Origin of the sequence: Cypionkella sp. (assembly GCF_028290025.1) — a bacterium.
Classification (GTDB): domain Bacteria; phylum Pseudomonadota; class Alphaproteobacteria; order Rhodobacterales; family Rhodobacteraceae; genus Cypionkella.
In genome coordinates, this window is record NZ_JAQGKQ010000081.1 from 69,256 (window position 1) to 89,624 (window position 20,369).

Consider the following 20,369-nt stretch of genomic DNA (forward strand, 5'->3'; position numbering starts at 1 on the left):
TCCCCGCCGGAGGCATCGCGCTATCCGCAAGCGCCATGCCAGAAAGCCCATAAATGCCCCACCCCAAAGCGATCTTCCTCAACCGCCACACCCCACCAAAAATCCTCACCCTGACCCTGCTTGCGGGCCTCTCAGCCCTGACGATGAACATCTTCCTGCCCTCCCTGCCCGGCATGGCCGCTTATTTCCACGTGCCCTACGCGCTGATGCAACTGTCGGTCGCACTCTACCTCGCGCTTTGCGCCGTGCTGCAAATCATCATCGGCCCGATCTCTGACCGCTACGGCCGCCGCAACGTCATCCTGATCGCGCTCGCGCTGTTTTTGATCGCCACCATCGGCACCCTGACCACCACCGACGCCACCGCCTTCCTGATCTTCCGCATGGCGCAAGCCGTGGTCGCCGCAGGCATCGTGCTAAGCCGAGCCGTAGTGCGCGACATGGTCTCCGACGCCGAAGCCGCCTCGATGATCGGCTATGTCACCATGGGCATGTCATTGGTGCCAATGATCGGCCCGGTCATCGGCGGCCTGCTTGACGAATACTTCGGCTGGAAAGCCAACTTCGGCCTGCTGCTCGGCCTTGGTGTCATCGTGTTTGCCCTCTGCTGGGCCGATCTGGGTGAAACCGCCACGCTGAAACGCCTGTCATTCAAGGAACAGTTGCGCAGCTACCCAAGCCTGCTCAAATCCCGCCGCTTCTGGGGCTACTCGGGTGCCGCCGCCTTCGCATCTGGCTGCTTTTACGCCTATCTCGGCGGCGCGCCCTACGTTGGCAACCAAGTTTATCACCTGACCTCGTCGCGCATCGGCCTGCTGTTTGCGATCACCGCCGTCGGCTACATGGCGGGCAATTTCTTCGCAGGCCGCTATTCGGTGCGCTTCGGCATGAACAAAATGGTGCTGATCGGCACCACTATCACCACCCTCGGCCTCGCCGCCCTCGCGCTGATCACCGCCGCTGGCCTCTCCAGCGCCGTGATGTTCTTCGGCCTGACCATCACCATGGGCCTCGGAAATGGCGTGGCCCTGCCCTCGGCAAACGCTGGCATCCTGTCGGTCCGCCCCGATCTCGCAGGCACCGCCTCCGGCCTTGGCGGCGCGATCATGGTCGGTGGCGGCGCTGGCCTCGCGGCCCTAGCCGGAGCAGTGCTGCCCCCCGGCTCCACCGAAATGCCGCTGGTGCTGCTGATGCTCGCCTCATCGCTACTCTCGACCCTGTGCATCCTCGCCGTGATCCGCCGCGCCCGCGCCATAGGCATTGCCGCTTGACCACGTAACTTTGCAAAGCCTATCGTCAAGCTTTGCAAACGGAGTCCAGCATGGCGATCCAAAAACTCTACGCTGGCGCGAAACTCCGTGAATTGCGTGGCCGCCTGACGCTGACCCAACGGGTGTTTGCCGACAAACTCGGCGTCTCGCTGCCCTATCTGAATCAGATGGAGAACAACCACCGCCCGGTTTCCGCCAGCGTCCTGCTCGCACTCGCCCAAGAATTCGCCCTCGATATGTCCGAACTAAACCCCGGCGAAGGCGAACGTCTCGTCTCAAACATGCGTGAGGCTCTAGCCGACCCAGTATTCGCCAAAACCGCCCCACCCCTAGCCGACCTCCGCCTCGCCGCCTCCAACGCCCCAGCCCTCGCCCGCGCCTTCCTCGATCTGCACCGCGCCTACCGCCAATCCCACGAACGCCTCGCCTCGCTGGACGAAGCCTTGGGACGTGAAGGCACAGCAATGCGCGCAAGCCCGTGGGAGGAAGTCCGCGACTTCTTTCACTATTGCGACAATTACGTCGATAGCCTTGATCGTGCAGCCGAACGGCTAACCGATCAAAATTCCAACAAAGATGTGATTTCACTCGCTACCGAAGCCCTCAAACAACACGGCATAGATATTCACTTTTCCAACAACAGCCCATTGCGGCAGTTTGACCCCACAACGCGCATCCTCACCCTATCCGCCCGCGCAGCAACGCCCACCCAGCGTTTTCAACTGCTTTACCAAACCGCGCTAGAAACCCAAAATGATCTGCTGGAATCCAGCCTGGATCTCGCCCGCTTCCAATCCAATGAAGCCCGCGACATCGCCAAAATCGGCATGGCAAACTATTTCGCCGGGGCCGCCCTGATGCCCTACCGCGCCTTCCTCGCAGCGGCCCAAGAAACCCGCCACGATCTAGAGCGCCTCGCCGATCTGTTCGGAGCCAGCATCGAGCAAGTCGCCCACCGCCTTTCAACCCTGCAACGCCCCGGCGCGAAAGGCATTCCGTTCTTCTTCGTCCGCGTCGATCAAGCCGGCACCATCACCAAACGCCACTCCGCCACCCGCCTGCAATTCGCCCGCTTCGGCGGAGCCTGCCCGCTCTGGAACGTCCATCGCGCCTTCGAGACCCCCGGCCATTTCCTGCGCCAACTGGCCGAGACCCCAGACGGTGTCCGCTACCTCTGCCTCGCCCGCGATGTCTCTAAACCCGGCGGCGCTTACGCAGCCCCCATCCGCCGCTATGCCATCGGTTTGGGATGTGAGATCAGCCACGCGGCCAGTCTGGTCTACTCCGACGGCCTTGATCTCAAAGGCCGCTTCGAGCCAATCGGCATCTCCTGCCGCATCTGTGAGCGTAAAAACTGCCATCAACGCTCCGTCCCCCCACTGGAACGCCGCCTGAAAGTGGACCCCAACCTGCGCGGCCTCTTGCCCTACGAAATCGCCGACTGACTCCAAACTACAGCCCCCGCCGATCTGCCGAACGCTGCGCACGCAACTCTTAACATTTCACCTGTTCATAAATATCCCCGCCGGAGGCTCCACCGCTACCACACACCGGCCATTTCAAACCCAATCCAGCGGCAGCAGCGGTCGCGTGCCGCCTCGATGGCGGCCAAGACCGCAACCGTTCAAAAGTTAACGAAGGCTTAAGCCAAAACCTAACCCATTGATAAATAACAAGCCACACCCTCGCCCACGCGTGGCTACCTTTGCGACACCCGCCAATTCTCATTGATCACCGGCTGCAAGTTCGACCGCGCCAGCTTGCGCCCCAAGATATGATCTGCCGCCTTCTCACCCGTCATAATCGACGGTCCGTTCAAGTTCCCGTTGGTCACCTGTGGGAAAATAGAGCTGTCCGCCACCCGCAGCCCCTCCACCCCGATCACCCGGCATTCCTCATCGACCACGGCCAGCGGATCATCCCGCCGCCCCATCCGACACGTCCCACATGGATGATAGGCGCTCTCGACATGTTGCATCAAAAACGCGTCCAACTCGGCATCCGACTGCACCACACTGCCCGGCTGAAGCTCGGTTTTCACATGCTCTTTCATCGCCGGCTGCTCAAAGATTTCCCGCGTCAACCGCACACAAGCTCGGAAATCCTCCCAATCGCCGGGGTCCGACATATAGTTGAACAATATCTTCGGCGCATCCTTCGGATCACCTGACTGCAACGTCACCGCCCCACGAGATTTCGACCGCATCGGCCCCACATGCACCTGAAACCCGTGCCCCCCCGCCGCCGCTTTGCCATCATAACGCACCGCAATCGGCAGGAAGTGATACTCGATATCGGGATAATCCACCCCGGCTTTCGAGCGAATAAACGCACAAGACTCAAACTGGTTAGACGCCCCCAGCCCCTTACCGGTGAACAACCAATGCGCCCCGATCAGCGCCTTGCCCCAGACATTCCAATATTTGAACAAAGTGATCGGCTTAGCCGCCTGAAACTGCATGTAGATCTCAAGATGGTCCTGCAAATTCGCCCCCACCCCGGGCCGATCCGCCACCACTTCAATGCCATGCTCGCGCAAAGCCGCCGCATCGCCGATCCCCGACAGCATCAATAACTTCGGGCTGTTGATCGACGAGGCCGAAACGATCACCTCGGCACTGGCACGGATCACCTGCACCACCCCGCCACGCTCAACCTCGACGCCGACCGCACGGCCATTCTCAATCACCACACGGCGCGCAAACCCGCGCACCAGCTTGACTAGCCCGGTTTTCAACGCCGGACGCAGATACGCATTCGCCGCCGACCAGCGCACGCCTTTCCAGATCGTCGCCTCCATCGCGCCGAAACCTTCCTGTGCCTGACCGTTGTAATCGGCGGTAACCGGATAGCCCGCCTGCCGCCCCGCCTCGATAAACGCGTTGAACAACGGATTTTTCCGTGGCCCACGGCTGATATGCAAAGGCCCGTCCGATCCCCGATACGCCGCATCACCCGAGGCCGAGCCATCCGCCTCGCCGTGCCAATGCTCCATGCGCTGAAAATATGGCAGCACATCGGCGTAAGACCAGCCATGCGCGCCCATCTCCTCCCAAGTGTCATAATCACGCGCATGGCCGCGCACATAGACCATGCCGTTGATGCTCGACGAGCCGCCAATCACCTTGCCACGCGGTGTTGCAAGTCGCCTGCCATCCAGATGCGGCTCGGGTTCCGACTGAAAGCCCCAATCGTAAACCCCCATATTCATTGGATAAGACAGCGCCGCAGGCATCTGAATGAACGGCCCGAAATCGCTGCCGCCTTGCTCGATCACCACCACACGCTTGCCAGCTTCGGCCAAACGATAGGCAATCGCCGATCCCGCCGACCCCGACCCAATGATCACATATTCCGCCGTCATATCTTCTCCAGTTGTCAATCTTTAACGCGTCATCAGGTGCCTCGCCGCACCGGGCGGCGAGGCCGGGTCAGGCTAATAAGGCGAGTCCACCGGCCCCATGCCAACGTAAATGCTTTTCACCTGGCTATAATGCTCCACCGCCGCGCGGCCGTTTTCACGTCCCACGCCCGACAGCTTTGAACCACCAAACGGCATCTCAACTGGCGTCAGATTATAGGCGTTGATCCAACAGGTACCCGCCTGCAACGCGCCGATCACCCGATGCGCCCGCGTGATATCGGCGGTAAACACCCCCGCCGCGAGGCCGAATTCCGTCGCATTCGCCCGCGCGACCGCCTCGTCTTCGCTGTCGAAATCCAGCACCGCCATCACCGGGCCGAACACTTCCTCCTGCGCAATCGTCATCGCATCGGTTACATCCGCGAACACGGTTGGCAAAACAAACGCGCCATCGGCCCCGGCCTGCCCGCCTCCACAAATCAGCGTCGCGCCCTCGGCCTTAGCGGTCTCAATATAACCCAACACCTTCGCCAACTGCGCGGCAGAGACCAGCGGCCCCATCTGCGTCGCCTCATCCAGCGGATCGCCCAACCGGATCGCCGCCGTGCGTTCCGCCAGACGCTGCAAGAACCTGGCCTTGATGCCCTTCTGCACAAACACCCGCGTGCCGTTGCTGCACACCTGCCCAGCCGAGTAGAAATTCCCCAACATCGCCGCCCCGACCGCATCCTCAAGGCTCGCATCATCGAACACGAGAATCGGGGATTTCCCGCCCAATTCCATCGTCACATGCCGCACGCCAGCCGCAGCCAACGCATAAACCTTCTGCCCGGTCGCCACCGATCCCGTCAGCGACACTTTCGCCACGCGGCGGTCCGAAACTAAAGCCGAGCCAACCGCGCCGCGCCCCTGCACTACATTGAACAGGCCCGCAGGCAATCCGGCCTCAATATAGATCTCCGCCAGCTTCAGCGCGCCCAAAGGCGTTACTTCTGACGGCTTAAAAACCATCGCATTGCCCAAAGCCAAGGCAGGTGCCGATTTCCAGCAGGCGATCTGGCTCGGGTAATTCCACGCCCCAATGCCAACGCAAACCCCCAAAGCCTCGCGGATCGTGTAGGCAAAATCGCGGCCCAGCGGGATCGTCTCCCCGCCGACCGTCGGAGCAATCCCCGCGAAATATTCCAGCGCATCCGCACCCGATGGCCAATCGGCGACCAGCGTTTCCTGAATGGGCTTGCCGGTGTCCAAAGTCTCTAGCCGCGCCAGTTCCGGGTTACGCTCCCGGATCAAATCCGCCGCCTTGCGCAATATCCGCGCGCGCTCCACTGGCCGCATCGCAGCCCAAGCCGCTTGCGCCCGCGCCGCCGATGCCAAAGCAGCCTCCATCACCGCCGCCGTCGCTTCGTGCAGCACAGCGATCACCGCACCCGTTGCGGGGTAAATCACCTCAATAACCGCCCCGGCTTTGTCTTCCATATAACGGCCGTCAACGAAATGACTGGCCCTCGGCTGCGCCAGCATGGGCGGCCCCTTCCAACTGAGAGTTCAAATAATTCAACGCTGTAGCAATCGCCGCCGCGCGATCTGGCGGCCCTGATTTCAACACTTCACGCAAGTATAGCCCGTCGATCAGCGCGCCAAGACCATCCGCCAAAGCTTCGGCCCGATCCCCCGCCAACGGCCGTAAGCCTGCCAAAAGGTTCGACCGTAACCGCCGCTGATACACCTTCAACAGTCGCCTCGCCTCGGGTGCAGTTTGCGCTAAAACCCAAAAATTCAGCCAGGCCCCCACCGCCTCACGCCGGAAATTAGTCGCACTGAACGATGCCGCCAACACTGACCGCAGCCGGCTTTCGGGCCCATCCGCCAGCGCCAAAGCCCCGCGCACTTCCGCACCATACAGCGTCAGAATGTGCCGCATCGCCGCCAGAAACATCTCCTCTTTCGAGCCAAAATAATGATGTGCCAGCGCCGAGGACATCCCCGCCCGTTTGGCGATCTGACTGACCGTCACGTCCAACGACCCCACCCGCCCGATTTCGACAATCGTGGCTTTGACGAGCGCCGCCTTTCGGATAGGCTCCATTCCAAGCTTCGGCATGTTGCGGCCCTTGATAATAATGCTTGCCAAGGGCAGCTAGCTTGAAGTTTATTGACTCGTCAATCAACAAAAACAGGGAGCCCAACATGACCCTCAAATCGACGCTGCTCGCGTCCGCCGTCACCTTCGCTTTCGCCGGGTCCGCCTTCGCGGCTGGCTGCGACAAAGTCACCTTCTCGGATGTCGGCTGGACCGATATCACCGCCACCACGGCCGCGACCAGCTTGGTTTTGGAAGCCTTGGGCTATGAAACCGAAACCAAAGTTCTCTCGGTTCCAGTGACTTACGAGGGTCTTGCTTCGGGTGACGTCGATGTGTTCCTTGGCAATTGGATGCCCACGATGGAAAGCAACATCGCGCCTTACCGCGATGCCAAAACCGTCGATACCGTGCGCACCAACCTTGAAGGCGCGAAATATACCCTTGCGACCAACGCCAAAGGCGCTGAACTCGGCATCAAAGATTTCAAAGATATCGCCGCCCATGCCGCTGATCTTGACGGCAAAATCTATGGCATTGAAGCTGGTAACGACGGCAACAAGCTGATCCTCGACATGCTGGATAAAGACGCGTTCGGCCTGAAAGCCGCGAATGTCGAACTGGTCGAATCCTCCGAGCAAGGCATGTTGGCGCAAGTAGAGCGCGCCGATAACGAAGGCAAAGCGGTGATCTTCCTCGGCTGGGAACCCCACCCGATGAACGCTAATTTCAAGATGACCTACCTGACTGGCGGCGATGATTTCTTCGGCCGAAACCTTGGCGGTGCTACCGTTGCGACCAACACCCGCGCTGGTTATGTTGCCGAATGCCCGAACGTCGGTAAACTTTTATCTAATCTTTCCTTCACTTTAGAGATGGAAAACGAAATCATGGGTGCGATCCTGAACGACGGCACCGACCCGCGTGAGGCCGCTAAAACCTGGCTCGCAGCCCACCCCGATGTGATTGGCCCTTGGCTGGACGGCGTCACCACCAAAGACGGTGGCGATGCTAGTGCGGCCGTGACGGCGGCGCTGCAATAAGTGACCAAGGCCCCGGCACTGTCCGGGGCCTTTTGCTATCCAAAACAAGCGCCCGCAAAGGGCTTTTCCACCAACTGCGGGGACATTGAATGGACTGGTTGACGGGTTACAAAATACCGATCGGAGCATGGGCGAACACGATTTTCGTCTGGATGAAAACAAATCTCAGCGCGTTGTTTAACATCATCGCCGACGTGCTGGAGGGTTTGATCAACGGCTTCTTATGGCTATTGCAAGCGCCCAACCCTCTGGTAATCATAGCAATTTTTGTAGCCCTAGCATGGATTCTGCAGCGCAACTGGAAGATCTGCGTCGGTGTGGCCCTCGGGTTTATCTTCGTCGTTAACCAAGGTTACTGGAAAGAAACCACTGAAAGCCTGACGTTGATCCTGTCGTCCTGCGCCGTCTGCATGGCGATTGGCGTGCCGATCGGCATCGCCTGCGCGCACAATACCAAATTAAACGCCGCATTGTCACCCATTATGGACCTGATGCAGACCCTGCCAACCTTTGTTTACTTGATCCCCGCGATCATTTTCTTCGGTATCGGCATGGTACCCGGCCTGATTGCCACGGTGATTTTTGTGCTGCCCGCGCCGATCCGGCTCACGCAACTCGGCGTCGCTTCAACCCCGACGGCGCTACTGGAAGCGGCCACCGCATTCGGAGCCACCCCAAGCCAACGGCTGCTGAAGGTCGAATTGCCATGGGCGCTGCCGCAAATCATGGTCGGCCTCAATCAAACCATCATGCTTTCCCTGTCGATGGTCGTGATCGCCTCGATGGTCGGCGCGAACGGTCTCGGCGTGCCAGTGATGCGCGCCTTGGCTTCGGTTAACGCCGCCAAAGGTTTTGAGTCCGGTTTTGTTATTGTCGTGGTCGCCATCGCTTTGCGCGCCACCTTCCAGCGCAAGGTGTAAACCATGGTAAATGCAGTAGAATTTGATCGCGTCTCCATCGTTTTCGGCGATCACCCCGACCGCGCTTTGCCCTTGATGGATCAAGGCATGTCGCGCAGCGATATCCAAACCAAAACCGGGCAAATCCTCGGCGTGCATGATTGCTCGCTGACCGTGGCAGAAGGCGAAATTCTTGTCCTGATGGGGCTTTCCGGTTCGGGAAAATCCACCCTGCTGCGCGGCGTCAATGCCCTGAACCCCGTCGTGCGCGGTGAGGTCCGGGTGTGGGACGGCGCGAAAATGGTGTCCGTGACCAAAGCCAAAGGCGAGTCCCTGCGCGGCTTGCGCCTATCAAAAATCGCCATGGTGTTCCAGCAATTTGGCCTGCTGCCCTGGCGCACCGTGCGCGATAACGTAGGCTTAGGTCTTGAACTTGCAGGACAATCCGTCGAGCAGCGCAGCGCCAAGGTCGATCAACAGCTCGCCCTCGTCAACCTGTCGCAATGGGCCGAGCGTAAAGTTGGCGAGCTTTCTGGCGGTATGCAGCAACGCGTCGGCCTCGCCCGCGCCTTCGCTACCGAAGCCCCGATCCTGCTGATGGACGAACCCTTCTCGGCACTCGACCCGCTGATCCGCGCGCGCCTGCAAGACGAGCTGCTTGATCTGCAAGCCAAGCTTAAACGCACGATCATTTTCGTGTCGCACGATCTCGACGAAGCCTTCAAACTCGGCAACCGCATCGCGCTGATGGAGGGCGGTCGCATCGTGCAAATCGGCACCGCGCGCGAGATCATCGCCAACCCGGTCAGCGACTATGTGGCTGATTTCGTTGCACATATGAACCCGCTGGCAGTTCTGACCGCGCGCGATGTGATGCAAGCCGGCAGTTGTGCCGGCGCTTCGGTTGATTGCGAAATGCCAGTCAAAACCGTGATGACGCGTCTGTGCAATGACGAGCCGGAACTGAATGTTACCGAAAACGGCGCCCATATTGGCGTAATCCGCGCCGCCGGGTTGATGGCAAAACTCATCAACCCGCGCGCCTAAAGCGGTTCGTTTTCCATCATTACTAAGCGATCAGAATTCGCCCAAGCCTTCGGGCGAATTCCGACTCAGGGATAAAAACAAACCGCTGATTAGTCGTCCAACACATCCTCAGAAACGGCGGCTTTCGCTGCCGTTTTCTTGACGACAGGCTTCTTCACAGCCGCCGCTTTCGCCGGAGCCTTCGCCGCATCCTTCTTCACCGCATCCTTCTTCACCACGGCCTTCTTCACCGGAGGCTTTTTCGCAGCAGCAGGCTTGGCCGGCGCTTTCGCAGCCTTGCGCGCTGGTGGCTTTTTACCCGACTTACCCGCTTTTTCTGCAATCAAAGCAAGGGCTTCCTCCAGCGTCACCGCCTCTGGTGTCAATTCTTTCGGCAAGGTCGCATTGACCTTCGCCCACTTCACATATGGCCCATACTTGCCCGGCATAACCTGCACCGGCCCGCCACCAGGATGCTCGCCCAACGCCCGCAACGGTTCCGCCACCGCCGCCCCACGCCGACCCGCCGCTTTCAAAGCCAAAACCTCAACCGCGCGGTTCATCCCGATGGTAAAGACTTCCTCAACGTCCGGGATATTGGCGTAAACCGGACCGTGTTTGACATAAGGCCCAAACCGCCCAATCGCCGATTCCACCATCACGCCGTCTTCCGGGTGCGGCCCGATTTGGCGCGGCAACGACAGCAGTTCAATCGCCCGTTCCAGTGTCAGACTTGCGGATTCCCAGCCTTTGGGCAGACTTGCGCGCGGCGGTTTTGGAGCCTCCTCAGTCGCCTCGCCCTTCTGCACATAGGGGCCAAACCGCCCCGCGCGCAGGCTGATTTCCACGCCATCCGCGTCCAGCCCCAGCACCCGACCATCGACCGAGCCGCCTTCTTCGCCCGAGATCGGACGGGTATAGCGGCATTCAGGGTAATTGCCGCAACCAATAAACGCCCCACCCGACCGCGAGGTTTTCAGGTGCAAGCGCCCGGTGCCGCAGGTGGTACAGATGCGCGGATCAGAGCCATCTTCACGCAGCGGATACAAGTGCGGGCTGAGAAAATCATCAATCTTATCCAGCACTTCGCCGATGCGCAGATCTGCTGTCTCGGCAATCGCTGCCGAAAAATCGCGCCAGAACCGCGCTAGAACTTCCTTGTAATCGCGCTCGCCAGCCGAGACATCATCCAGCTGCGACTCAAGATCGGCGGTGAAATCATACTCGACATAGCGGCGGAAAAAGTTGGTCAGAAACGCCGTCACCAGCCGCCCCTTATCCTCGGGGAACAGCCGGTTCTTATCCTTGCGGACGTATTCGCGGTCAACAATCGTGGTCAGCACGCTCGCATAAGTCGAGGGCCGACCGATCCCAAGCTCCTCCATCCGCTTCACCAAGGTCGCTTCGGTGTAGCGCGGCGGTGGCTGGGTGTGGCTTTGGCTGGCGAGAATCGCGCCATCCGGGCTGATCACCGCCGACGGCACGCGACGAAGCGCCGATTTCGCCTCGATCAGATCGAAGTCATCCTTGCCCGCAGCATCGGCCTGCTTTTTGAACGCAGCCTCGAAGCCACCCTTTTTAGGAACAGCGGCCTCGCCTTGCATGATCTGCGGCAGACGGCCCTCGTCCTCAACGTCCTCGTCGCGGCCTTCTTCGTAAACCTTCAAAAAGCCATCAAACAGAACCACTTGGCCATTAGCGCGCAGACCAACTTGCCCATCCGCGCTGCCGATCTCAACCACCGTCCGCTCCATCCGAGCGCCCGCCATCTGGCTTGCAATCGTGCGTTTCCAGATCAACTCATACACATTTTGCTGATCACGCTCGGACAAACGCAACTCTGCCGGGGCGACGCCCAGATCGGTCGGCCGGATACATTCATGCGCTTCTTGCGCGTTTTTCGCCTTGTTTTTATAAATCCGCGGCGCGTCTGGCACATAGGCCGGCCCAAAGCGTTTACCAATTTCCGCGCGCGCCGCCGTCACCGCTTCCGGCGCCATGTCGATGCCGTCGGTCCGCATATAGGTAATGTGGCCCGCCTCATACAGCCGCTGCGCCGCCGACATACAGGCTTTCGCGCCCATGCCATATTTGCGGCTGGCCTCTTGTTGCAGGGTCGAGGTCATGAACGGTGGATAGGGGTTACGGCTGGCGGGCTTCGCCTCGACCGAAAGAACGCTCAATGTTCGAGAAGTGACAGCTTGCACCGCCAATTCCGCAGCTTCAACAGTAGGAATGTCGAATTTATCCAACTTGCGGCCGCCGAGAACCGTCAACCGAGCCTCAAATTCCTGTGCCCTCGGAGTGTTCAGGACGGCCGATACCGACCAGAATTCGCGCGCCCGGAAGGCTTCAACTTCCATCTCGCGTTCAACAATCAAACGCAGGCATACCGATTGCACCCGCCCTGCCGAACGCGAGCCCGGAAGCTTGCGCCACAGCACCGGCGACAGCGTAAAGCCGACCAGATAATCCAAAGCGCGGCGCGCCAAATACGCATCAACCAACGGCTGATCGACCTGACGCGGATGCTTCATCGCTTCGGTCACAGCCTCTTTGGTGATGGCGTTAAAGGTGACGCGAGACACCTTTTTGCCCTTCTTAATCGTGCTCGCCAAAGCCTCTTGCAGGTGCCACGAAATCGCCTCCCCCTCACGGTCAGGGTCGGTCGCGAGGATCAGCGTGTCGTCAGTTTTCAGCGCCTCAACAATCGCGCGAATGTGCTTTTTGCTATCCGGCGCTACCTCCCACAGCATGTCGAATCCGTTGGCGGTATCGACAGAACCGTCCTTGGCGGGCAGATCGCGTACATGGCCGTAAGAGGCCAGAACCACATAGTCCGAGCCAAGATATTTGTTGATTGTCTTGGCCTTAGCAGGCGATTCTACTACAACGACGGGCATGAAATTCCCTTGAAAACAGGCGTGAAAGCGGCTTGGCACCATGTGGGGGTTTGCGCGCAGATGTCAACCGGGGCTATCGGGATGGCGTCGCCTGCCGGGCCTTCAGGGTTTCACAATGGTCCACATGCTACCGCCAGAGGCATCCCGGCATGACGCAAAAAGGCTTCGACTTCCTGCATCAGGCCGCCGCGATCTGGACATTTGACGGTGTGAAATCGGCAGGGCTGCGCAAAGTCAAAACGGGAAATTGGTAAAGCGCGCCTAACAAAACTCCGCTGGTAAAGCCCAGCGTCCCGACAATGCCCTCTGAGCGACCATAGAAAGCTTTCAGCGACCTTCTCTTATAGTGAGGCTTCATCTTCTCTTATGTTGAGGCTTCAATAATGGCGGCTTCAATTTAACTGAGCCTTCACACTACGAGGCTTAGCAATCCGCCCGATTGCCGCAAAATCCGCCCCTCCAACTCCAGTGAGATCAGCGCCGGAGACAGCGTCCCTGGTGGCAGCGCCAGATCCCGGATCAACTGATCTTCGGCTAGCGGGCTTGGCCCCAAACGCGCCAAAATCTGGCTGTGCACCGCCGAAATATCCGTCAAAGCGCGCCGTTGCGGCACTGGACCGGGCAAGGGTTCCGGCACTTCAACAGCCTCCACCGGCAACGCCACCTGCGCCACGAAATGCCCCTGCACTCCAATAGCTTCCAGCACATCTTGCGCCGAGCGCACCAGCACTGCGCCATCGCGCAGCAATATATTGCAGCCCGCAGCACGCGCATCAAACGGGTGTCCCGGCACCGCCAAAACCTCACGCCCTTGATCTAAAGCGTTTTTCGCCGTGATCAGGCTGCCAGAACGCGCCGCCGCTTCGACCACCACCACGGCGCGCGCAAGGCCCGACACGATGCGATTTCTTTGCGGGAAATGCCGCGCCTGTGGCACCAACCCCATGGGTTGTTCGGAAACCCGGCAACCGCGCGCCGCAATCGCCACCGCGAGTTCGGTATTCTCGACCGGATAGATCACATCGACGCCGCCCGCCTGCACCGCCACCGTGCCACTCTCCAACGCCGCCTGATGCGCTTCGGCGTCAATGCCGCGCGCGAGGCCCGAGACTACCACCTGCCCCGCCTGCGCCAGCCCTTCGACCAGCCGCCGGGTCATCCGCAACCCCAGACTTGACGCATTCCGCGCGCCTACCAGCGCCACCATCGGCCGCGCTAAAAGACCAATATCACCCTGCGCCCACAAAATAGGCGGCGCATCGGGCAAATCCATGAGTGCTTGCGGATAACCCGCCTGCCCCCACAGCAACATCTGCGCCCCGGCCAGCCGCGCCTGCGCCATCTCGGCGCGCACCACCTCCAGCGGACAAATACTATAGTGCTGCACCCCCGCCGCTTGCGCAATTCCCGGCAGTGCCGCCAAAGCGCCCTCTACGCCGCCATGATCCGCCACTAGGCGATGAAACGTCACCGGCCCAACCCGACGCGAGCGTATAAGCCGCAGCCATGCCAACGGGTCCGCATCCAAAGTTGCGGGGTTTGGCTTGGAAACTTTGGTTACACCTCTTGCCATCTGCGTCCCGCATCACTCACGATTCGCAGTCTGCATCGCAGAGGGTTAACAACTGGTGAATCATACTGCGGCGAAACCGATATCCTACCGCAAGCACCCCCACCCAAGACTGGACTGACCCCACCGCACATCTGGACCTATCGAAACCTATCTCTGGCCGATTGCCCCAGCCTGAAATCTTTGATCAAATGCACCGCAACAAAGTCGCCACCTCACGCGATCACCGCAAAGGAAATGCCATGAAAAACGCCGAAGTTGCCCGCCGCCGTGACGAGTCGATCTCTCGTGGGATTGGCGTGCAGACGCAGATTTACGTCGATCGCGCGCTGAATTCGGAAGTGTGGGATATTGAGGGCAATCGCTATATCGACTTCGCGGCTGGTATCGCCGTGGTGAATACCGGCCATTGCCACCCGAAAGTCATGGCGGCCGTCACCGAACAGCTGTCGAAATTCACCCATACCTGCCACCAAGTTCTGCCCTATGAAAACTATGTCCGCTTGGCCGAGCGTCTGAACGCGCTTGTTCCCGGTGATTTCCCGAAGAAAACGGTGTTTGTCACCACCGGTGCAGAAGCCGTTGAAAATTCGGTGAAAGTCGCCCGCATTGCGACTGGTCGCAACGCCATTATCGCTTTCGGCGGTGCTTTCCACGGCCGCACCCTGCTCGGCATGAGCCTCACCGGCAAGGTTGATCCCTACAAAAAGGGCTTCGGCGCGATGATGCCAGACGTTTATCATGTGCCCTTCCCGCAAGAGATCCACGGCATCACCACCGAGGATGCGATGGCGGGCATCACCAAGCTGTTCAAAGCCGATCTTGACCCCACTCGCGTCGCCGCGATCATCTTTGAACCCGTGCAGGGTGAGGGCGGCTTCTACCCCGCGCCAAAAGACCTGCTGCGTGCCATCCGCAAGCTGTGCGACGACCACGGCATCGTGATGATCGCCGATGAAGTGCAAACCGGCTTTGCCCGCACCGGCACCATGTTCGCGATGGAGCAATCCGGTGTCGCCGCCGATATCACCACCATGGCCAAGGGTCTTGCGGGCGGCCTACCGCTCGCGGCGCTGACCGGCAAAGCCAGCCTGATGGACGCCGCCCACCCCGGCGGTTTGGGCGGCACTTACGGCGGCAATCCCTTGGGCATCGCCGCCGCCAACGCCGTACTGGACGTGATTGAGGAAGAACAACTTTGCGCGCGTGCCAACGAACTCGGCGGCCGTTTGAAACAGCGCCTCGAGGCCATCCGCTCTGTCACGCCAGAGATCACCGACATCCGCGGCCCCGGCTTTATGGTCGCCGTTGAATTCGCCAATCCCGCCAACCACGAACCCGACGCCGCCTTCACCACCCGCGTCCGGGTTGAGGCGCAAAACCGCGGCCTGATCCTGCTCACCTGTGGCGTTTACGGCAACGTCGTCCGCTTCCTGGCCCCCATCACCATCCCGGACGCACATTTCGCCGAAGCGATGGATATTCTGGAAGAAGCCGTAGCGGCTGCTCGGGCCGCGTAACTCTGATCCGAGATGTATCCGCCAATTGCTGACCGGAGCGTTAACGCTCCGGTTTTTCTTTGTGCAATTTTCGGAATTTTTATCGCACCTTATCCGGCATCAATCATCATCGAAACCCAGTCGCGCAGATCGACCCCGAAATGGTTATCGTAGAATAGCCACAGGCTGGTTATCAACACGGCCCAGAGAACGCTAAACAGCGATCCGACCAAAAAGTATTCGGCAAACTGTTGGTCGTCCAACTCTTTGAAGCGCGCAACAGTTTTAAGCGCAATCACCGCAAGCAACACTTCCCAGCTATGGGTTAAAATCCCGATGGCAAGGATCAGCCGCTCCAACCAGCCGATAATCCAGCCCGCGGGACGGATTGTTTTAGGGGCAACGGCGCTGTCATCTTTTAACCCAGCGAACCGGAATAACGCCCGACAGGCCCAGTTGCCTGCGCCCGTAAGCAAAACAATCGCAACAATCGTATAGATCGCGGCATGGAGAATTTGCATCACGCAAGCCCTTTTTGTGTGTCGATGGCGGCAAGCGCCTCAGCAATGGCGTGCCATTGCATCAGATAAGCCTCCATATCGCCCGAAGCCCGCACTTTATATATACTGTGAACCGAAACGTTGCGACGCTTGGCGAGCTCTGCCGGAGTTACGCCACCAATTAGGGCCGCAATGTCATCACGTTGTTGGCTGGTCCAACGGCGCTCAATCGCGGTAAGACCTGCACCCAAGGCATCCAGCAATGTTTCGGTGACAGAGGTTTCATCCACCGTGAAACGATAAAGCGTGCTGGCTTTCTTTTCGTTAAGTTTCAACCGAGCCCGCGCAAGCCCCGGCCCCATCATATTCCACGCTTTTTCATGGTTAACTTCGGTCTTCAACTCGACCAGCCCAATCACAAACCGGCACTCAATGGCGTGGCTCATCAATTGTAGCCGCAAATCGCGCACAATGGGCAAGGCTTGGGCGAGCGACCCCGCAAGACCCTGAAACTCATCACCAAGTGTGATCGTAAGCGGCGATTTCAGCACGTCAGCATGTGCCCGGTTTTGCGCATCGACGGCTTCATTGAAATGTTCATGCAATTCCGTTGGCGCAAGGAACTTTTCGCTATGGACCAAGTCGCCCATCACAACCGCGAAATACTGTGGCTTTGAACCCTGCATGGGCCCATCCTACACTTGTAACCATTTATGGGTCAATAAAAATTTTGACCCATGTGAGGGTCAATGACGTCGCTTGCTGCTGCATTTTGCAGGCATTCGAGCGCACAAGCACTTTCCCGCCCGACTGAGTGGCCGCCCAGCACCACCAAGAAATGCGGCGCCGTCGCGAAATACTGCGCCTCTATAGTTCAGAGCGTTCGTGATGCAGCTGTAACCAAAAATGGGTCACTGGAGCTTTTGACCCGATACAGGGTCCATAATGTTCCATAAGCCTTACAGCGAACGTTTGGCACCAAGGCATTCGGGAGCAATGAACTGATCTGGGCAGACCGCGCTGTTCACGCGCGGACAACTCCGCCCCCTTCCCCCCTACCGCTCGCCGCGCTATCACCCCAAACCAACAGGGGCACCCATCCATGACCACCACCCAAGGCATCACCCTTAAGAACGCCTCCGTCACCCTCGGCGGCAAACCGATCCTGTCGAACCTCAACCTCGCTCTGACCGAGCCTCGCATCGGCATCATCGGCCGCAATGGCTCGGGCAAAACCACCCTGCTGCGCCTGATCGCCGGCCTGATCGCGCCCACCACCGGAACCGTACAAATCGACGGCCTCGACCCCACCGACCGCAAAGCCGTCCTGCCCCGCCTCGGCATCCTGTTCCAAAATCCCGACCACCAAATCCTGTTCCCCACCGTGGCCGAAGAACTCGCCTTCGGCCTGCGCCAGCAAGGCCGAACCCAGACGCAAGCCGACCAAGCCGTCACCCAACTGCTGCACCAGGAATCCCGCGCCCACTGGGCCCACGCCCCCACCCACACCCTATCCCAAGGCCAGCGCCACTATCTTTGCCTGCTGTCGATCCTGCTGATGCAGCCTGCGACGATCCTGCTGGACGAGCCCTTCGCGGGCCTCGACTTGCCCACCCAAATCCGCCTGCACCGCCGCCTCGCCGCCCTGCCGCAACGCCTGATCACCATCAGCCATGATCCCGCTGCCGTCGCCGATTGCGACCGTCTGCTTTGGCTCGACCAAGGCAAAATTCGCGCCGACGGCCCCGCCGCCGCGACGCTGCAAGCCTTCACCGCCGAGATGGCGCAGCTAGGAGAGCGCGATGCCGACACCTCCCTCGCCCTCTGACGGCGTTAACTTAGCGCCCAAAGATGCCCAAGCCACTCCGCGCCTCGTGACGCGCAGAAGCCCGATGCAGACAAGCAGCTTTTACCTTCGCGCCGCCCACCCAACGGCACGATACGCCAACTCAAGCTTCCCCGCTTTACCGCGCAGCACCCGCGTGCAATGGCACGACCTGCCGCCCAATGACGCACGCACCCCCGACCACCGCCACCACGCGCCACTACGATGGACGCCCCGATGCTAGCCCTCACCTCGCCCATCCAAACTTACGCGCACCGATTGCCCACTGGGCTGAAACTGGCGCTGCTTTGCGGCTTTACCATTGTGCTGTTCGCGCTGAAATCTCCCGTAAGCCTCACTCTCGCCGCCTTCACCCTCGCCGCCCTGATCGCCACGGCCGGCCCGCAATTCGCGCACGCGTCGCTGAAAATGCTCCGCCCGCTGATCCCGTTCATCCTCATTGTCGCGCTGTGGCACGTCATCACCCAAGATCCCGGCGGAGCGCCGATCCTGCTCCGCATGATCACCGCCGTCGCTGCGGCCAATTTCGTCACCATGACCACACGACTGTCCGACATGATCGCGGTGATCGAAGCCCTCGCCCGCCCCCTCAAACCCATCCTGCCACCCAAAACCTTGGCGCTCGCCATCGCCTTGACCATCCGCTTCACCCCCACACTGCTGATCCGCGCAGACCAAATCGCCGAGGGCTGGCGCGCGCGCTCCCCTAAACGCCCCGGTTGGCGCATCTTGCTGCCGAGCACCCTCGCTGCCCTTGATGATGCCGACCGCGCCGCCGAAGCTTTGCGCGCGCGCGGTGGCCTAGGCTAACCCAACCCCTTTAAATTCATGTTGCTCAAACCGCTCGCCACAGGCTAACTGCGCCACAAATACATCTAACCCGGTTCATTTTATCAGCCAGCTAATCAGAGAGCCTATCGTGGAAAAGCACCTTACTCATATTGCATTGTTCGCAGCACTGATCGCAGTGCTCGGGCTGGTACCGAAGATTGACCTCGCCTCGGGCGTGCCGATCACCGCGCAATCTTTGGGGATCATGCTGTGCGGCACCGTGCTTGGGGCCAAACGTGGCGCTCTCGCCGTACTGCTGTTTCTCGCGCTGACTTTGGCTGGATTGCCGCTGCTGTCAGGCGGACGCGGTGGCTTGGGCGTGCTGGCCTCGCCCACCTCAGGCTATGTGATAGGCTTCCCGATCGCCGCCTTCGTTACCGGCATGATCGTGGAGAACTGGCGCGCTCCAATCCTGCCTGTCGCCATCATCGCCGCATTCTTGGGCGGACTTGTGCTGCTCAACACCATCGGCATCCTTGGCATGGCCTATGTTTTGGACAAAAACTTGGCCGAGGCAAGCCTGCTCGCCCTGCCCTTCCTGATCGGTGATCTGATCAAATCCGTGCTGGCGGGCTTCATCACCCAAGCCATCGCCCGAATGCGCCCCGATGCGCTGCTGTCGCGCAGCTAAACCCCGCGAAACTGCCGCAACGCCTGCAGCACAATCGCGAAAGCGGGCGAGGGCTGCCGCCGACTTGGGTAATACAAATGAAACCCCGGCCGCAGCGGCGACCAATCCAGCAATACCTGCACCAAACGCCCCTCTGCGATCAGCCCCGCCACCAATCCCTCGGGCAAGGATGCAAGTCCCAAGCCGTCCAACGCCGCCTGTTGCATCATCGCGGTCGTGTTGAAAATCCCGCGCCCCTTTGGCCGCACAATGAGCTCCTGACCGTCCTTCATAAAACTCCACGGATATAGCCCACCCGAACTTGGCAACCGCAGCATCACCGCGTCATGCGCCAACAAGTCCTGCGGCACCGCAGGCACGCCGTGCACCGCAAGATACCCCGGTGACGCTACAATCGCTTGCCTCGAATCCGGGCCGATCCGCAGCGCGATCATATCCTGATCGACCTGATGCCCAAGCCGCACCCCTGCATCGAACCGTGCCGCCACGATATCGGTCAGCCGATAATCATCAATGATTTCAAGATCAATATCAGGATATTCCGCCATAACCCCCCGCAAAGCCGGCCACAAAATCGCCTGCGATGCGTATTCAACCGAGTTGATCCGCACCTTGCCAGCGGGTGTTGCTCGCAGCGCCGTCAGACTGCTCAGTTCCGCCTCAATATCCTCAAACATCGGCCCGAGCTTGTCGATCAAACGCTGTCCAGCCTCGGTCGGTGCAAGGCTGCGCGTGGTCCGCGACAACAGCCGCAATCCCAAACGCTCCTCCAGCATCCGCACCGTATAGCTTATCGCCGATTGTGACACCCCCAACCCCGCCGCCGCCTTGGTAAAACTGCCCGCCCGCGCCACCGCAATAAATGCCCGCAGATCGCTTAAATTGTCTTTCGGCAGAGCCATT

General features: G+C 60.0%; 17 protein-coding genes. 9 read left to right on the forward strand and 8 right to left on the reverse strand.

The features are described from left to right. The first annotated feature begins 53 nt into the window (after positions 1-53). Both JWS10_RS13355 and JWS10_RS13360 read left to right on the forward strand, forming a co-directional pair. Complete coding sequence (locus JWS10_RS13355) at positions 54-1,271, forward strand: multidrug effflux MFS transporter (protein ID WP_299508161.1); 1,218 nt, start codon at positions 54-56, stop codon at positions 1,269-1,271. Positions 1,272-1,321: 50 nt separating this feature from the next. Then, positions 1,322-2,716: a short-chain fatty acyl-CoA regulator family protein gene (locus JWS10_RS13360; protein ID WP_299508163.1), complete on the forward strand. Its 1,395-nt coding sequence runs from the start codon at positions 1,322-1,324 to the stop codon at positions 2,714-2,716. A gap of 254 nt (positions 2,717-2,970) precedes the next feature. Here the strand turns inward: JWS10_RS13360 and betA are convergent, their stop codons facing one another. The 3 genes from betA to betI all read right to left on the reverse strand — a co-directional run bounded on the left by betA (position 2,971) and on the right by betI (position 6,739). Then, positions 2,971-4,635: a choline dehydrogenase gene (gene betA / locus JWS10_RS13365; RefSeq protein ID WP_299508165.1), complete on the reverse strand. Its 1,665-nt coding sequence runs from the start codon at positions 4,633-4,635 to the stop codon at positions 2,971-2,973. 72 nt (positions 4,636-4,707) lie between these two features. Continuing rightward, a complete protein-coding gene (gene betB, locus JWS10_RS13370; RefSeq protein ID WP_299508167.1) occupies positions 4,708-6,159 on the reverse strand; it encodes a betaine-aldehyde dehydrogenase in 1,452 nt (483 codons plus the stop codon). Further along, a complete protein-coding gene (betI, locus tag JWS10_RS13375; RefSeq protein WP_299508169.1) occupies positions 6,125-6,739 on the reverse strand; it encodes a transcriptional regulator BetI in 615 nt (204 codons plus the stop codon). The genes betB and betI overlap by 35 nt, the downstream gene beginning before the upstream one ends. Positions 6,740-6,825: 86 nt before the next feature. Between betI and choX the strand changes: the two genes are divergently transcribed. The 3 genes from choX to choV all read left to right on the forward strand — a co-directional run bounded on the left by choX (position 6,826) and on the right by choV (position 9,707). Continuing rightward, a complete protein-coding gene (choX, locus tag JWS10_RS13380) occupies positions 6,826-7,761 on the forward strand; it encodes a choline ABC transporter substrate-binding protein (protein ID WP_299508171.1) in 936 nt (311 codons plus the stop codon). 89 nt (positions 7,762-7,850) lie between these two features. After that, the gene (choW, locus tag JWS10_RS13385) at positions 7,851-8,681 is read left to right on the forward strand and encodes a choline ABC transporter permease subunit (protein ID WP_299508173.1); all 831 of its coding nucleotides are present in this window, start codon (positions 7,851-7,853) and stop codon (positions 8,679-8,681) included. A gap of 3 nt (positions 8,682-8,684) precedes the next feature. After that, positions 8,685-9,707, forward strand: coding sequence for a choline ABC transporter ATP-binding protein (gene choV / locus JWS10_RS13390; protein WP_299508175.1), 1,023 nt, complete (start codon positions 8,685-8,687; stop codon positions 9,705-9,707). An 89-nt stretch (positions 9,708-9,796) separates the two neighbouring features. Here the strand turns inward: choV and topA are convergent, their stop codons facing one another. Both topA and dprA read right to left on the reverse strand, forming a co-directional pair. Next, entirely contained in the window at positions 9,797-12,589 is a 2,793-nt protein-coding gene (gene topA, locus JWS10_RS13395; RefSeq protein WP_299508177.1) for a type I DNA topoisomerase, read from the reverse strand. A 409-nt stretch (positions 12,590-12,998) separates the two neighbouring features. Further along, positions 12,999-14,162, reverse strand: coding sequence for a DNA-processing protein DprA (gene dprA / locus JWS10_RS13400; protein ID WP_299508179.1), 1,164 nt, complete (start codon positions 14,160-14,162; stop codon positions 12,999-13,001). A gap of 239 nt (positions 14,163-14,401) precedes the next feature. Between dprA and JWS10_RS13405 the strand changes: the two genes are divergently transcribed. After that, positions 14,402-15,679 carry a 4-aminobutyrate--2-oxoglutarate transaminase gene (locus JWS10_RS13405; RefSeq protein ID WP_299508181.1) on the forward strand — a complete coding sequence of 426 codons (1,278 nt, stop codon included), beginning with the start codon at positions 14,402-14,404 and terminating at the stop codon, positions 15,677-15,679. Positions 15,680-15,768: 89 nt separating this feature from the next. On the opposite strand, the gene JWS10_RS13410 is transcribed toward JWS10_RS13405, so the two are convergent. After that, a complete protein-coding gene (locus JWS10_RS13410; protein ID WP_299474064.1) occupies positions 15,769-16,179 on the reverse strand; it encodes a hypothetical protein in 411 nt (136 codons plus the stop codon). Then, positions 16,179-16,844 carry a SatD family protein gene (locus JWS10_RS13415; protein WP_299508183.1) on the reverse strand — a complete coding sequence of 222 codons (666 nt, stop codon included), beginning with the start codon at positions 16,842-16,844 and terminating at the stop codon, positions 16,179-16,181. The genes JWS10_RS13410 and JWS10_RS13415 overlap by 1 nt, the downstream gene beginning before the upstream one ends. Positions 16,845-17,260: 416 nt before the next feature. Here JWS10_RS13415 and JWS10_RS13420 point away from each other — a divergent pair, with 416 nt between their 5' ends. From JWS10_RS13420 to JWS10_RS13430, 3 genes are all read left to right on the forward strand, one after another. Further along, on the forward strand, positions 17,261-17,986 hold the full coding sequence (locus JWS10_RS13420; protein WP_299508185.1) for an ABC transporter ATP-binding protein: 726 nt from the start codon (positions 17,261-17,263) through the stop codon (positions 17,984-17,986). Between the two features lie 234 nt (positions 17,987-18,220). Further along, on the forward strand, positions 18,221-18,814 hold the full coding sequence (locus tag JWS10_RS13425; RefSeq protein WP_299508187.1) for an energy-coupling factor transporter transmembrane component T: 594 nt from the start codon (positions 18,221-18,223) through the stop codon (positions 18,812-18,814). 109 nt (positions 18,815-18,923) lie between these two features. Further along, complete coding sequence (locus JWS10_RS13430; RefSeq protein WP_299508189.1) at positions 18,924-19,466, forward strand: biotin transporter BioY; 543 nt, start codon at positions 18,924-18,926, stop codon at positions 19,464-19,466. Here the strand turns inward: JWS10_RS13430 and JWS10_RS13435 are convergent. Further along, a complete protein-coding gene (locus JWS10_RS13435; RefSeq protein ID WP_366943543.1) occupies positions 19,463-20,368 on the reverse strand; it encodes a LysR family transcriptional regulator in 906 nt (301 codons plus the stop codon). The two genes, JWS10_RS13430 and JWS10_RS13435, sit on opposite strands and share 4 nt — an antisense overlap. Between the last annotated feature and the right edge of the window lies 1 nt (position 20,369).

Coding starts and splice junctions, on each gene's coding strand:
- JWS10_RS13355 (WP_299508161.1), top strand. CDS start 54: ATGCCCCACCCCAAAGCGATCTTCCTCAACCGCCACACCCCACCAAAA.
- JWS10_RS13360 (WP_299508163.1), top strand. CDS start 1,322: ATGGCGATCCAAAAACTCTACGCTGGCGCGAAACTCCGTGAATTGCGT.
- betA (WP_299508165.1), bottom strand. CDS start 4,635: ATGACGGCGGAATATGTGATCATTGGGTCGGGGTCGGCGGGATCGGCG.
- betB (WP_299508167.1), bottom strand. CDS start 6,159: ATGCTGGCGCAGCCGAGGGCCAGTCATTTCGTTGACGGCCGTTATATG.
- betI (WP_299508169.1), bottom strand. CDS start 6,739: ATGCCGAAGCTTGGAATGGAGCCTATCCGAAAGGCGGCGCTCGTCAAA.
- choX (WP_299508171.1), top strand. CDS start 6,826: ATGACCCTCAAATCGACGCTGCTCGCGTCCGCCGTCACCTTCGCTTTC.
- choW (WP_299508173.1), top strand. CDS start 7,851: ATGGACTGGTTGACGGGTTACAAAATACCGATCGGAGCATGGGCGAAC.
- choV (WP_299508175.1), top strand. CDS start 8,685: ATGGTAAATGCAGTAGAATTTGATCGCGTCTCCATCGTTTTCGGCGAT.
- topA (WP_299508177.1), bottom strand. CDS start 12,589: ATGCCCGTCGTTGTAGTAGAATCGCCTGCTAAGGCCAAGACAATCAAC.
- dprA (WP_299508179.1), bottom strand. CDS start 14,162: ATGGCAAGAGGTGTAACCAAAGTTTCCAAGCCAAACCCCGCAACTTTG.
- JWS10_RS13405 (WP_299508181.1), top strand. CDS start 14,402: ATGAAAAACGCCGAAGTTGCCCGCCGCCGTGACGAGTCGATCTCTCGT.
- JWS10_RS13410 (WP_299474064.1), bottom strand. CDS start 16,179: ATGCAAATTCTCCATGCCGCGATCTATACGATTGTTGCGATTGTTTTG.
- JWS10_RS13415 (WP_299508183.1), bottom strand. CDS start 16,844: ATGCAGGGTTCAAAGCCACAGTATTTCGCGGTTGTGATGGGCGACTTG.
- JWS10_RS13420 (WP_299508185.1), top strand. CDS start 17,261: ATGACCACCACCCAAGGCATCACCCTTAAGAACGCCTCCGTCACCCTC.
- JWS10_RS13425 (WP_299508187.1), top strand. CDS start 18,221: ATGCTAGCCCTCACCTCGCCCATCCAAACTTACGCGCACCGATTGCCC.
- JWS10_RS13435 (WP_366943543.1), bottom strand. CDS start 20,368: ATGGCTCTGCCGAAAGACAATTTAAGCGATCTGCGGGCATTTATTGCG.